At 66.1% G+C, this 12,563-nt stretch carries 10 protein-coding genes and 1 pseudogene; 10 read left to right on the plus strand and 1 reads right to left on the minus strand.

Annotation, left to right across the window (positions count from 1 at the left end):
- Positions 1 to 184 precede the first annotated feature (184 nt).
- From DIE17_RS36430 to DIE17_RS36465, 7 genes are all read left to right on the plus strand, one after another.
- Complete coding sequence (locus DIE17_RS36430; protein ID WP_124487013.1) at positions 185 to 1,480, plus strand: multicopper oxidase family protein; 1,296 nt, start codon at positions 185 to 187, stop codon at positions 1,478 to 1,480.
- A 73-nt stretch (positions 1,481 to 1,553) separates the two neighbouring features.
- A complete protein-coding gene (locus DIE17_RS36435) occupies positions 1,554 to 1,901 on the plus strand; it encodes a copper-binding protein (RefSeq protein WP_124570803.1) in 348 nt (115 codons plus the stop codon).
- Positions 1,902 to 1,915: 14 nt separating this feature from the next.
- Positions 1,916 to 2,296 (plus strand): copper homeostasis periplasmic binding protein CopC, encoded by a 381-nt coding sequence (gene copC, locus DIE17_RS36440; RefSeq protein ID WP_124667795.1) that lies wholly within the window; start codon positions 1,916 to 1,918, stop codon positions 2,294 to 2,296.
- Positions 2,293 to 3,234: a copper resistance D family protein gene (locus DIE17_RS36445; protein ID WP_124667794.1), complete on the plus strand. Its 942-nt coding sequence runs from the start codon at positions 2,293 to 2,295 to the stop codon at positions 3,232 to 3,234. The genes copC and DIE17_RS36445 overlap by 4 nt, the downstream gene beginning before the upstream one ends.
- A gap of 213 nt (positions 3,235 to 3,447) precedes the next feature.
- Positions 3,448 to 5,259, plus strand: a complete 1,812-nt coding sequence (locus DIE17_RS36450) for an ExeM/NucH family extracellular endonuclease (protein ID WP_124667793.1) — start codon at positions 3,448 to 3,450, stop codon at positions 5,257 to 5,259.
- A gap of 837 nt (positions 5,260 to 6,096) precedes the next feature.
- Positions 6,097 to 7,947: a S10 family serine carboxypeptidase-like protein gene (locus tag DIE17_RS36460; protein WP_124921823.1), complete on the plus strand. Its 1,851-nt coding sequence runs from the start codon at positions 6,097 to 6,099 to the stop codon at positions 7,945 to 7,947.
- A 44-nt stretch (positions 7,948 to 7,991) separates the two neighbouring features.
- Positions 7,992 to 8,420, plus strand: a complete 429-nt coding sequence (locus tag DIE17_RS36465; protein WP_044848324.1) for a hypothetical protein — start codon at positions 7,992 to 7,994, stop codon at positions 8,418 to 8,420.
- A 178-nt stretch (positions 8,421 to 8,598) separates the two neighbouring features.
- Here DIE17_RS36465 and DIE17_RS36470 read toward each other — a convergent pair whose 3' ends face one another.
- Entirely contained in the window at positions 8,599 to 9,603 is a 1,005-nt protein-coding gene (locus DIE17_RS36470) for a helix-turn-helix domain-containing protein (protein ID WP_124667790.1), read from the minus strand.
- A 256-nt stretch (positions 9,604 to 9,859) separates the two neighbouring features.
- On the opposite strand from DIE17_RS36470, the gene DIE17_RS36475 reads away from it, so the two are divergent.
- The 3 genes and pseudogenes from DIE17_RS36475 to glyA all read left to right on the plus strand — a co-directional run.
- The gene (locus tag DIE17_RS36475; RefSeq protein ID WP_124667789.1) at positions 9,860 to 11,107 is read left to right on the plus strand and encodes a D-arabinono-1,4-lactone oxidase; all 1,248 of its coding nucleotides are present in this window, start codon (positions 9,860 to 9,862) and stop codon (positions 11,105 to 11,107) included.
- A gap of 33 nt (positions 11,108 to 11,140) precedes the next feature.
- The gene (locus tag DIE17_RS36480) at positions 11,141 to 11,920 is read left to right on the plus strand and encodes an SDR family NAD(P)-dependent oxidoreductase (RefSeq protein ID WP_124487004.1); all 780 of its coding nucleotides are present in this window, start codon (positions 11,141 to 11,143) and stop codon (positions 11,918 to 11,920) included.
- 320 nt (positions 11,921 to 12,240) lie between these two features.
- Positions 12,241 to 12,563: pseudogene (gene glyA, locus DIE17_RS36485) on the plus strand (serine hydroxymethyltransferase); the annotation flags it as partial.

A 12,563-nucleotide genomic window follows, 5' to 3' on the forward strand; every position in this document is an offset into this window, starting at 1 on the left:
CCAACACAGCCAACACAGCCAACACAGCCAACACAGCCAACACAGCCAACACAGCCAACACAGCCAACACAGCCAACGCCACGCGCGGACGCTCCCGCCGCATCCACGCCCGACGCTGCGTCGCGGCCGGCTTCTTCACCCGTGGCGCAACCAGCGCCCGCAACGCATCCGGAAGGTCATTGACATGGTGTCCCGTCGACAATTTCTCAGCGGCTCGGGTGCCGCGCTGCTCGGTGCGGCGATGGTCAGCAAGGCCGGCGCGGCATCGCTGCCCGAAGCGCCCACGATGGCGAAGGCCGGCACGCAGCCGCCGCTCGTGCCGCCCAACGGCCGCCCGTACACGCCCGTCGCGACGCTGAACGGCTGGACGCTGCCATGGCGCATGAAGAACGGCTGGAAGGAGTTCCACCTGACGGCCGAACCCGTCGTGCGCGAGATGGCGCCAGGGATGAACGCGAACCTGTGGGGCTACAACGGCCAGTCGCCGGGCCCGACGATCGAGGCCGTCGAAGGCGACAAGGTCCGCATCTTCGTGACGAACCGCTTGCCCGAGCACACGACGATCCACTGGCACGGGCTGCGGCTGCCCAACGGCATGGACGGCGTCGGCGGCCTTACGCAGCCGCATATCCCGCCCGGCAAGACCTTCGTCTACGAGTTCCAGCTGGAGGCGCACGGCACGTTCATGTATCACCCGCACGCCGACGAGATGGTGCAGATGGCGATGGGGATGATGGGCATGTTCATCGTGCATCCGAAGGATCGCGCGACGATGCCGGTCGATCGCGACTTCGTCTTTCTGCTCGCCGCGTACGACATCGATCCGGGCAGCTACACGCCGCGCGTGAACGAGATGACGGACTTCAACATGTGGACGTTCAACTCGCGCGTGTTTCCGGGCATCGACCCGCTGCCGGTGCGGGCGGGCGATCGCGTGCGGATTCGTTTCGGCAACCTGACGATGACGAACCATCCGATCCACCTGCACGGCTACAGCTTCGAGGTGGCCGGCACCGACGGCGGCTGGATTCCCCCGGCGGCGCGCTGGCCGGAGGTGACGGCCGACGTCGCGGTCGGCCAGATGCGCGCGATCGAGTTCACCGCCGATCGTCCGGGCGACTGGGCGTTCCATTGCCACAAGTCGCATCACACGATGAACGCGATGGGTCACCAGGTGCCGAACCTGATCGGCGTGCCGCAGAAGGATCTCGCGCAGAAGATCGGCAAGCTCGTGCCCGACTACATGGCGATGGGCAGCACCGGCGGCGCGATGGGCGGCATGGAGATGCCGCTGCCCGACAACACGCTGCCGATGATGACGGGCACCGGCCCGTTCGGGCCGCTGGAGATGGGCGGCATGTTCACGGTCTGCAAGGTGCGGCAGGGGCTCGGCCGCAACGACTATCGCGATCCGGGCTGGTTCCGGCATCCGAAGGGCACCGTCGCGTACGAATACACCGGCGAATTGCCGGACGGTTGAGCGGCAGGCCGCATGCGGCGGCCGCGACGATGCGGCCGCCGGTTTTCGTTTCATTCACTCAGGAGCACGCACGATGAAGAAGGGACTGGTTTCGATTGCAACGGGTTGCATGCTGGCGTTTTCCGCCGCGTCGTACGCGGCTGGCGACATGGCCGGCATGGACATGAGCGGCGGCGCGATGCAGGGCGCCGACGCGAAGCGCGGGATGTCGCACGGCGAGATCCGCAAGATCGATGCGGGCACCGGCAAGCTGACGATCAAGCACGGTCCGCTGGATAACCTCGGGATGGATGCGATGACGATGGTGTTCAAGGTCAAGGACCCGGCGATGCTGTCGCAGGTGAAGGTGGGCGACAAGGTCGACTTCGTCGCCGAGGACGTGAGCGGCGCGCTGACCGTCGTCGAGCTGAAGAAACCGTGATGACGGGGATGACCATGAAGATCATCACTCTCGGGCGGCTGGCCGCCCTCGCCGCGGCCGGCGCGATCGCCGCCGCCGTGCCGGCCGCGGCATTCGCGCACGGCAAGCTGGAAAGCGCCGCGCCGGCGACGGGCAGCACGGTCGATACCGCGCCCGACACGTTGCGGCTGACGTTCAACGAAGACCTCGAACCGGCGTTCAGCTTGGTGAAGGTGTCGGACGCGAGCGGCAACGCCGTCGCGCACGAAAAGGCGAAAGTCGATGCGTCGAATCCGCGCGTGATGACCGTCGCGATCCCGAAGCTCGCGCCCGGCGCGTACACGGTGCAGTGGGTGGCGATGACGGCCGACGCGCATCGCACCAAGGGTACCTATACGTTCAGGGTGAAGGGGTGAACGAGGGCTTCGTCGGCCTCCTGAGGCTCGTGTCGGTGGCGATCCAGAACACCGGATTCGCCGTCGTCGTCGGCGCGCTGCTCGGCAGCCACTGGCTCGCGCGCGGCGAGTCGGCGTGGCAGCACGGCATCGCGCGGCGTCTCGTCGCGACGCTGCGCATCGCGTCCGCCGTGTCGCTGCTCGCGAGCACCACCGCGTTCTGGGCGCACTGCGCGCTGATGAGCGACGTGTCGATGCTGGACGCCGGGCCGGCCGTCCGCTCGATGCTCGCCGGCACCGGCTTCGGCCACGCGTGGCTGGCCGGTGCGGTGTTCACGGCGGTCGTCGTGCTGCTGTCATTGCTTCGGGGTGCGAACGACACGCGCTTTCCGTTCGCGATGTGGGCCGCGCTCGCGGGCATCGCACTCTCGCGCAGCAACGGCGGGCATCCGGTCGACGCGGGGCTGTTCAGCGTGCCGGTGTGGGTCGACTGGCTGCATCTGCTGGCGATCAGCGCATGGGTCGGGCTCGTGTTCGTGACTGCGTTCGGCGTGATGCCGCGTCTGGCCGGCATGCCCGCGAGCGAACGCGCGACCGGCGCTTCGTTCGTGCAGTCGCTGTCCGATGCGTCGACGTATGCGTTGATCGTGCTGTTCGCGACCGGCGCCTACAACGGCTGGCGCGGTGTCGATACGCCCGCGAACCTGCTCGGGTCGACGTACGGGCAGATCCTGCTGTTCAAGCTCGCGCTCGTGCTGATCGCGGCGGCGCTCGGCGGGCACAACCGGTTCTTCGAGATGCCGAAGCTGCTGGCGGCGCTGAAGGACCCGGACGCTGCGACGCCGGCCGGCCTGTTGCGCCGGTTCGGCGCGGTGCTGCGGATCGAGGCGGTCGTGCTGGCCGGCGTGCTGATGGTGGCTGCCGTGCTCGTGTCGAGCGCGTTGCCGGGGACGGTTTAGCTCCACGGTTGGCGGGGCGAAGCCGGCATCGGGAAATCGTCGCAACAGGGGACGGGATTCGTCAGGCGATTTCCCGCTTTTCGACCGCGGGCGCGCGGTCGATCGCCATCGCGCAGCGGTGTCGAAGATTACGTTCATCTGTCTTCCGGTTACTAACAACTGTCATCGAGCGCCGCTAAGCTTTCGCTATCCTCACAACCGGGATTCCCCGTCATGCGCTCGACAATCCGCCTGTTTGCCCCGCTATTGCTGCTTCCCACGCTTGCCGCACCGGTCTTCGCCGCCACTGCCGCCCCCGTCAGCCCGAACTGCGGCGGCAGCACGACGCCGATCGCCGACATCCAGGGGCCGGGCGCGCCGTCGCCGCTGGCTGGCCAGAACGTGTCGATCGAAGCGGTCGTCACCGCCGATTTCGGCGGCACGGACGGCTTCGGCGGCTTCTTCGTCCAGCAGGCCGACGCGCAGCGCCGCAACCAGCCGGGCGTGTCCGAAGGGCTGTTCGTCTATGCGCCGAAAGCGCGCGCGAAGGCCGGCGATCTCGTGCACGTGAGCGGCAAGGTCGAGGAAAAATACGGGCAGACGCAGCTGACGCTGTCGGGCGCGATCGCGGTGTGCGCGAACGGCCAGACGGTCACGCCCGCGACGCTCACGCTGCCGGTCGACAACCCGAACGCGTTCGCCGCGTACGAAGGGATGCGCGTGCGCCTGCCGCAGACGCTCACCGTCACCGACAACTACGAGCTCGGCCGCTACGGCAGCGTGATGCTGAGCAACGGCCGCCTGCACACGCCGACGAGCGTGGTGCCGCCGTCGCAGGCGCAGACGCAGATCGATGCGAACGCACGCAACCGGCTGATCCTCGACGACGGCTCGAACAAGCAGAACCCGGCGACCGTGCCTTACCCGGCGCCCGAACTGTCGGCCGCCAACACGCTGCGCTCGGGCTACACCGTGCGCGACGTCGAAGGCGTGCTCGAGGTGCGTTATGGCGCATGGCGCGTGCAGCCGCTGCCCGGCGCGGCCGCGCCGGCGTTCGACACGCGTTCGAACCCGCGCGCCAACGCCCCGGCGCGCGATCCGAAATCGAACCTGCGCGTCGCGTCGTTCAACGTCCTCAACTACTTCAACGGCAACGGTCTCGGCGGCGGCTTCGACGATCCGAACAACCGCGGCGCGAAGAGCTACCCGGAATTCCAGCGCCAGGAAGCGAAGATCGTCAGCGCGCTGAAGGCGCTCGACGCCGACGTGATCGGCCTGATGGAAATCCAGAACAACGGTTACGGCGAACTGAGCGCGGTGCGCCAGCTCGCGGCGAAGCTCGGCAGCCACTGGCGCGTGGTCGATCCGGGCACGTCGCGCCTCGGCGGCGACGCGATCACGGTCGCGATGATCTACGACAGCCGCACGGTCGAACCCGTCGGCCGCGCGTCGACGCTCGCGATCGACGACAAGAACCGCCAGCCGCTCGCGCAGTCGTTCCGCCGGATCGGCGGCAAGCAGGCGCTGACGATCGCGGTCAACCATCTGAAGTCGAAGAACTGCCCGGACGCGGCGAACGACGATCTCGACCAGGGCGACGGCCAGGGCTGCTGGAACCCGACGCGCACGCGCGCGGCCGCGAAGCTGGCCGACTGGCTCGCCGGCACGCCGACGGGCGTCGCGGGGCAGGGCACGCTGCTGATCGGCGACTTCAACAGCTACACGTACGAAGACCCGATCCGCCTGCTCGAATCGCGCGGCTACCGCAACCTCGTGTCGCGCTGGATCGGCGCCAATGCGTACAGCTACGTATACAACGGCGAAGCCGGCTACCTCGATCACGCGCTCGCGTCGCTGCCGCTCGCATCGCACGTGAAGGCCGTGCACGAATGGCACATCAACGCGGACGAGCCGCTCGCGCTGCAGTACACGCTCGCGTACAAGTCGGCCGAGCAGCAGAAGACCTTCTACGCGCCGGATGCGTATCGTTCGTCGGACCACGATCCGGTGCTGATCGATATCGCGCTGCCGGGCGGCGGGCGCTGATCTCCTCCACGTCGAACCTCTGAAGTACGGCGTGCGGCGCTGCCGCACGTCGTCGCGTGAGTCGGCGGCGGCGCGCAAATCGTGCGCTGTCGCTCGCTCACCGGCCTCTCTCTCCTCCACGCATCACGTGCCCGATTCGCGATCGCCGCAATCCGATCCGGAACGCGTGGCGCGAATGATCGCTTCATCGTTGCGAATACCCGCGTATTACGCATCAATGCCGTTCAGTGCATCCGATGGTTTGATTCCGATATCGGGTAAATAATTCCTCAGTGCGTCGTGTAAACAGTCGGAATCGGTATTTTGTGGATGATATCGGGCTTTATTCAACGATTTGCTCTAATCGGATTCGAATAATTAAAATGAAAGAAAAATCCTGTCGATTTGAAGGGCCTTTGCGCGCGATTCCAATACTCGCCAAGCGCTACGAGATCTGCGCAAAACGGACGGCATTTCAGGAAAAATGATTCACGCAACGTGTCCAGTTCGAACAATCGTTTTTCTTTCAAATGCCAGACACTGATCTCCGTTCGCATCATAAGAGATTTTTTAATATCGGAATGATCTTTGACAACGCGGCGCAGCACCGCCTATTTTTGTCATGTCGTAAATATTGGTAATACGATAAGTCGTCGAAACTGCCAGGGGGCGGCGTTCCCGCATCATTCTCCGCCAGCAGTTTGCTGTGTCTGTATCAAGTTCAGTCTCTCGAAGAAGTCCATTCCCCAACCGCCGTCTGCCGACCGTGCAACGCGAGTGGCGGGTATGCCTGCGCGTTTTTCGCCGGCGATGGCGGCCTGTGTGAAGCGGTATCCGACCCAACACAAGGATCGAGGCATGAAACCAGACAGGAGCATTACCGGCAGCCGCCGGGCACGTCGCGGCCGGCTGGCCGGGCTAGGCGCATTGACCGTCGTGACCATGGTGCTTGCGGGCTGCGGCGGCGACGATTCGTCGTCGGTCGGCGCATCGAGCCTCGCGCAGGCCACCGCCAGCCAGCAGGCCGGCGCGCAACAGGCGGCCGGCAGCCAGACGCCGGCGGCGAACCAGCCTTACGTCGACCCCGTCGCCTATTCGATGAACGCGACCGACGGCCTCGCGGCCGCGCAGGTCTCGGAGAAGGCGGCGGTGATGCATTACCAGTGGCAATCCGGCGGCACGACGGTCAGCTACACGACGACCACCGGCCACCTGACCGCGCAGGACGCGAACGGCAACGCGGAAGCGTCGATGTCGTACGTCGCGTACACGGTGCCGAGCACGAACGGCAAGCCGCGCCCCGTCACGTTCGTCTACAACGGCGGCCCGGGGTCGTCGTCGATCTGGCTGCGGCTCGGCTCGTTCGCGCCGACGCGCGTCGCCACGCCCGATCCGCTGTTCGGCAGCAACTGGCCGAACTATCCGCTCGTCGACAACGCGGAAAGCCTGATCGACACGACCGACCTCGTGTTCATCGACCCGCCGGGCACCGGGCTGTCGGAAGCCGTGCTGCCGAACACCAACCAGAAGTACTGGGGTTCGGATGCGGACGTCAACATCATGCGTGACTTCATCCAGCGCTACCTGAACGTCAACAACCGCGGCACGTCGCCGATCTACCTGTACGGCGAATCGTACGGCACGCCGCGTACCGACATGCTCGCGCTGGCGCTCGAATCGGCCGGCGTGCACCTGACGGGGATCGTGCTGCAGTCGGCGATCCTGAACTACTTCGCCGATGCGGTGGAAGCGGTCGCGATCACGCAGTCGACCGAGGGGCTGCTGCTCGAGACCGATACCGTGGCCGGCTACCTGCCCGGCTATGCGGCGGTCGCGGCGTACTTCAACCAGGTGTCGCCGGCGCCGGTCAATCCCTATCTGTATGCACTGCAGACCGAGTTGTTCACGACGCTGATCTACAACCAGCTGCAGCAGTACTCGCAGTCGTGGGTGCTGAGCCAGCTCGGCATTCCGGACGCGCTCGGCACGCCGGTGTTCCCGAGCGATGCCACGCTGACGCTGTGGTCGTTGCCGTCGAGCCTCACGCAGCACGCGTTGCGCGACTACTTCAACGCGAATCCGTTCGGCACGAACCCGGTGCCCGGCACGACGATCGGCCGCTACGACGGACGCGTGTCGTTGCCGAACGCCGACCCGCGGCTGCAAACGGACGGCGATCCGTCGGACATCCTGATCTCGCAGCCGTTCACCAACGCGCTCGCGACGCAGATGCCCGACTACCTCGGCTACACCGCGCCGAACGCGACCTACCTGCCGCTGAACGACAACATCATCCAGGTGTGGGACTTCTCGCATGACGGCCAGCCGATGCCCGACACGATCCCCGATCTGCTCGGCGCGCTGCAGCTCAATCCGAAGCTCCGGGTGCTCGCGGAGAACGGCCTCCACGATCTGGCGACGCCGTTCTTCAACACCGAGAAGCAACTCGCGCGGCTGCAGACGGTGAAGGGGCTGAACCCGAAGCTGCAGGTGAACTTCTTCCAGGGCGGGCACATGACGTATCTGGATGACGTGGCCCGTCCGCAGATGAAGCGCGACCTGAAGCTCTTCTATCAGGGCCGGCGGATTCCGACCGCGCTGACGCTGCACACGCTGCCGCCGCCGTGGCCGGATGAGAACCCGGCCGGCACGCCGACCGGCGCCTCGCCGGGCGCGACCACCGCGACGACGCTGGCAGCGGCACCGTAAACAACGGACTCCTTGCGAAAAGGAACCCACTATTCATCCATCGAATGCGAGTGATCATGTCCCTAATCAACTTGATGCGGCGTATGTCCCCGTTGATCGTCCTCGGTGCCGTGATGAGCAGCGCCCACGCATTGCCGCCGCAGGCGGTGGCGCCGGTGAAGCTGCCGCGCGGCGGGCACGGCGTCGACGGCCCGTTCTTTCCTTCGACCCGCGTGGCACCGGTATTGCCGTCGACCGGCGCGACGCTGCAGCAGCAGGCGCAGAAGCGCGTCGATGCCCGACTCGGCGGCAACACGGTACTGAGCAACGGCGCGGCGGTGACGAAAGCGCAGGCGCAGAGCGGCGGGCTCGGGTTCGTCGCGAAGCACTTCGACGAGATCGATGCGAAACACACCGGTCGCGTGACGATGAGCGACGTGCGGCAGTTCATCCAGCAGCGACAGGTGCAGGCGCAGCAGGAACAGCAGGAGTGACGGTGTAGAGAGGTCGCGCGCGGGAGGGCAGCCGGTGCCGATGGGGGCCGGCCGCTCGACTGCGGCGGCGGCCTGCCTTCAACCTGCCGCGGCGCACGTTCGGCCGCGGCTTTCTTCATCGAAGTTCGGTTCACGCGCGGGCAACGCGAAGCCGCGTCATGCTTCACGCGATCGACGCTCAGCCTTCCCGGTGCGCGTAGCGCCTCGCCGTCGCCGACGGCAACTCGCCGAACATCGCGCGGTAGTCCTGCGCAAAACTGCTCAGGTGCCAGAAGCCCCACTTCGTCGCGGCCGACGTCACGGACCCGCCGAGCCGCAGCTCGCGGCGAACGTGATTCAACCGGACCGCGCGCAGGTACGCGATCGGATTCAGGTTGAGCGTGTCGTTGAACGCGTACTGCGCGGTACGCCGGCTGATGCCGAGCTGCACGCACAGTTCGGCGATCGACAGCGGGCACGTCGACGCATCCTGCAGCCGCGCCTGCACCGCGTTGACGAGCGACCAGTACTTCGTCGGCCGCGTCGCGAGGGCGTTCGCCTCCGGCGCGGGCATCGTCATCGCTTCTGAAATCGCATACAGCACGGTCCGTTCGAGCAATTCGATCCGCGCCTGCGTCGTCACGTCCTCGATCGGCGTGCTCTTCGCGGCCGCGGCCATCGTGTGGCGCAGCAGGTCGCGCAGGCGGTCAGCGACCTGGGGCGTCATCGGGATCAGCGGCGCGAAGGTGCGCGCGCGCAGCGACGCGGCGAGCGTGCGCATCGCCTCCGTCGACAGCTTGTCGGGCTCGATCTCGACGTTCACGAGCACGTGCCGGTCGGGCGAATAGAACTCGAACACCGGCTGGCTGGAGAACACGTGGAGGCTGTCGCGCCCGCTCTTCTCGCCGCACATGCGCGCATGGCCTTCGAGTTCCAGCGGCACGGCCACCGCGATGCGGTCCGACGGCACCGCGCCCCGCTGCAGGATCACCTTGTCGAGGTCTTCGACCAGGAGCCGGATGCCGCCGAGCGACACGATGGACGACGAACCATGAAACCGGCCGCCCGAGATCTGCGTGTAGTTGAGATGCCAGCCGTCGAAGATCCGCGCCTGTTCCTCCACGTCGGTGAACGCGCAGAACGCCACCGCGCGTGCGAACGGCGGGGCGCCGGAAAAATCGCTCGGATCGGCGGACGGCGTCATCGGAGTCGGGAAGGGGCGGGCCGGATCGACGCATTGTAGCCGCTGCGCGCGCCGGTCAAAAACCCCGGCGGCCCGATTCCCGGAGAAAACCCTCGCTTGCCGAAATCCGATAGTGAAAAGCCGGCCGGCGCAATACCTTTGGCATGAACGGAACACAACGCATCGCGCCGGCGCCGGAAGCATCCCGCTTCGTTGCCGGACGAACCGAACACGGCTGCCGGCGCGGGTCCGGCGGCACTTTTCTGGAGAGACGTCGATGGAGCTTCCACGTGGCGGGTTCTGGCGGAACTGGGTCGGCAATCAGTCGTGCGTCGCCGCGCACATGGCGTCGCCGACCAGCGAGGCGGAAATCGCCGAACTGGTGCAGGCCGCGACGCGCCAGGGCAAGAACGTCCGATGCTCGGGATCGGGACATTCGTTCACGCCGATCGTCGCGACGAGCGGCCTGCTGCTGTCGCTGAAGGACTACCAGGGCATCGTCGCGGTCGACGAGCGACGCAAGCGCGTCACGGTGAAGGCCGGCACGCGGATCAATGCGGTGACGCGTCATCTGAAGGACATCGGCTTCTCGCTCGTCAACCAGGGCGACATCGATTCGCAGGCGATTGCCGGTGCGCTCGCAACCGGCACGCACGGCACGGGGACGACGCTGGGCAACCTGTCGTCGCAGGTGGTCGGGATGCGGATCGTTCGCCCCGACGGCTCGATCATGGAAGTGAGCGACCGGCAGGACCTCGATCTGCTGCACGCGACCCAGGTGAACCTCGGCCTGTTCGGCGTGGTGTCGGAGCTGACGCTGCAGGTGACCGACGCGTTCTGGCTGCACGACCGCGTGTGGCGCGAGGACTTCGAGGCGCTGATGGAACAGTACGACGACCTCGCGGCGAAGCATCGCCATTTCGGGTTCTTCTGGTGCCCGACGTCCGAAAGCCGTCACCTGTACTGCCTGCCCGATACCACGAAGGTGTCGAATTCGAAGAAGGACTACGACGTGTGCGAGATCAAGGTGATGGACATCACCGACGAGCGCACGTTCTACGAAGGCGAGCACGAGAAGATCGCGTACAGCTCCGAGGTCTACGCGATTCATTACGTCGCGAACTTCCACGAGCTCGAATACGCGGTGCCCGCCGAACACGGCAAGGAGGCGCTGCGCCGCGTGCGCGAGCTGATCCTCACGAAGCATCGCGACTGCATCTTCCCGGTCGAGTACCGCTTCACGAAGGGCGATCCGGCATGGATCAGCCCGTTCAATCATCAGGACAGCGTGACGATTTCGTGCTCGGGCGGTCCGAACGGCGTCGACTACTGGCCGTTCCTGAAGGACGTCGACGACATCCTGCGCGACTACGGCTCGCGTCCGCACTGGGGCAAGCTGCACTTCACGAACCGCGACGACGTGGACCGCTGGTTCCCGAAGGCCGAGGCGTTCCGCGAACTGCGCCGCAGCGTGGACCCTGAAGGCCATTTCCTCAACGACCATCTTCGGACGCTGTTCAGCTGAGCGGTCCGAACGAACCAGACTGGAGAACGACTCATGAATGTCAAGATCGACGGGCGCCTGGCCGGCAAGGTCGCCATCGTGAGCGGCGGCGCGGGCGGGTGCGGCGCCGCCGCGTCGGAACTGTTCGCCGCGCAGGGGGCGAAGGTGGCGATCATCGACCGCGACGGCGACGCGGCCGCCACGCTCGCGTCGCGGCTGCGCGATGCCGGCTTGCAGGCGATCGGCCTCGGCGCCGACGTGTCGAAGCAGTCGGACGTGCGGAACGCAGTCGATGCGGCCTGCAAGCAGTTCGGCAACGCGGACATCCTGTTCAATCACGCGGGTACGCTGATCGTCAAACCGTTCCTCGACATCGAGGAGTCGGAATGGGACTGGCTGATGGGCGTGAACGTGAAGAGCATGTTCCTGATGACGCAGGCGGTGCTGCCGCAGATGCTGGAAAAAGGGCGCGGCAGCATCGTCTGCACGTCGTCGATCTCGGCCGTCTGCGCGACGCCCGGCGAAGTGCTGTATGACGCGACCAAGGGCGCATGCCACATGTTCGCGCGCGCGATCGCCGTCGAATACCGCGATCGCGGCATCCGCTGCAATGCGCTCGCGCCCGGGTTCATCCGCACGCCGCACGGGATGCGCGAACTGAGGGATCTGCAGGCGATGGGCGTGGACGCGACCGAAGCGGCTATCGCAGTGCAGCAAGGCCGGCTGTGCGAACCGTCGGAAGTGGCCGCGGCCGCACTGTTCCTGGCGTCTGACGAATCAAGCTTCGTCAACGGCACCCATCTGTTCGTCGACAACTGTTTCTCCGCCGTTTAGGCCCCGATATTCGCGGGAAGCCGACGGGCAGGCGCGAGCCTCCCAGGAACGGCAGGTTCTGTCGAAGGTTCCGCAGCGATGCGGACCTTCGATTTTTTTTGCCGGTTCGCCGCGCGATGTGTCCTAGCGGATTGTCGTAATCCTTCTATCTGAACGAATTTGCGTCTGCTGGAATGGCAATGCCGAATCACCGTTCAGCCGGCGTCGCGGGGCGGCATGGTTGTCGACGTCATCGAGCGCCGGTCCGGCGCTCGACTTCGCGGGTCCGGGCAAGTCCGGCCTACCAGGGTCAATCCATCACTCTCTTTTGATCAATCATCATGTTCAATCGCACTACCAGCACCGTCGCCAACGTCGATCCGGAACTCTGGACTGCCATTCAGGACGAGAACCGCCGCCAGGAAGACCACATCGAGCTGATCGCGTCGGAAAACTACACGAGCCCGGCCGTGATGGCCGCACAGGGTTCGCAGCTCACGAACAAGTACGCGGAGGGTTATCCGGGCAAGCGCTACTACGGCGGCTGTGAGTACGTCGACGTGGTCGAGCAGCTGGCGATCGACCGCGTGAAGCAGCTGTTCGGCGCGGAAGCCGCGAACGTGCAGCCGAACTCGGGTTCGCAGGCGAACCAGGGCGTGTTCTT

The organism is Burkholderia sp. Bp9099 (genome assembly GCF_003857805.1).
Classification (GTDB): domain Bacteria; phylum Pseudomonadota; class Gammaproteobacteria; order Burkholderiales; family Burkholderiaceae; genus Burkholderia.

What these genes read in the sequence shown, in the direction of transcription:
- DIE17_RS36435 (WP_124570803.1), top strand. Translation starts at nt 1,554, where the DNA reads ATGAAGAAGGGACTGGTTTCGATTGCAACGGGTTGCATGCTGGCGTTT.
- DIE17_RS36475 (WP_124667789.1), top strand. Translation starts at nt 9,860, where the DNA reads ATGGAGCTTCCACGTGGCGGGTTCTGGCGGAACTGGGTCGGCAATCAG.
- DIE17_RS36480 (WP_124487004.1), top strand. Translation starts at nt 11,141, where the DNA reads ATGAATGTCAAGATCGACGGGCGCCTGGCCGGCAAGGTCGCCATCGTG.
- DIE17_RS36460 (WP_124921823.1), top strand. Translation starts at nt 6,097, where the DNA reads ATGAAACCAGACAGGAGCATTACCGGCAGCCGCCGGGCACGTCGCGGC.
- copC (WP_124667795.1), top strand. Translation starts at nt 1,916, where the DNA reads ATGAAGATCATCACTCTCGGGCGGCTGGCCGCCCTCGCCGCGGCCGGC.
- DIE17_RS36470 (WP_124667790.1), bottom strand. Translation starts at nt 9,603, where the DNA reads ATGACGCCGTCCGCCGATCCGAGCGATTTTTCCGGCGCCCCGCCGTTC.
- DIE17_RS36450 (WP_124667793.1), top strand. Translation starts at nt 3,448, where the DNA reads ATGCGCTCGACAATCCGCCTGTTTGCCCCGCTATTGCTGCTTCCCACG.
- DIE17_RS36465 (WP_044848324.1), top strand. Translation starts at nt 7,992, where the DNA reads ATGCGAGTGATCATGTCCCTAATCAACTTGATGCGGCGTATGTCCCCG.
- DIE17_RS36430 (WP_124487013.1), top strand. Translation starts at nt 185, where the DNA reads ATGGTGTCCCGTCGACAATTTCTCAGCGGCTCGGGTGCCGCGCTGCTC.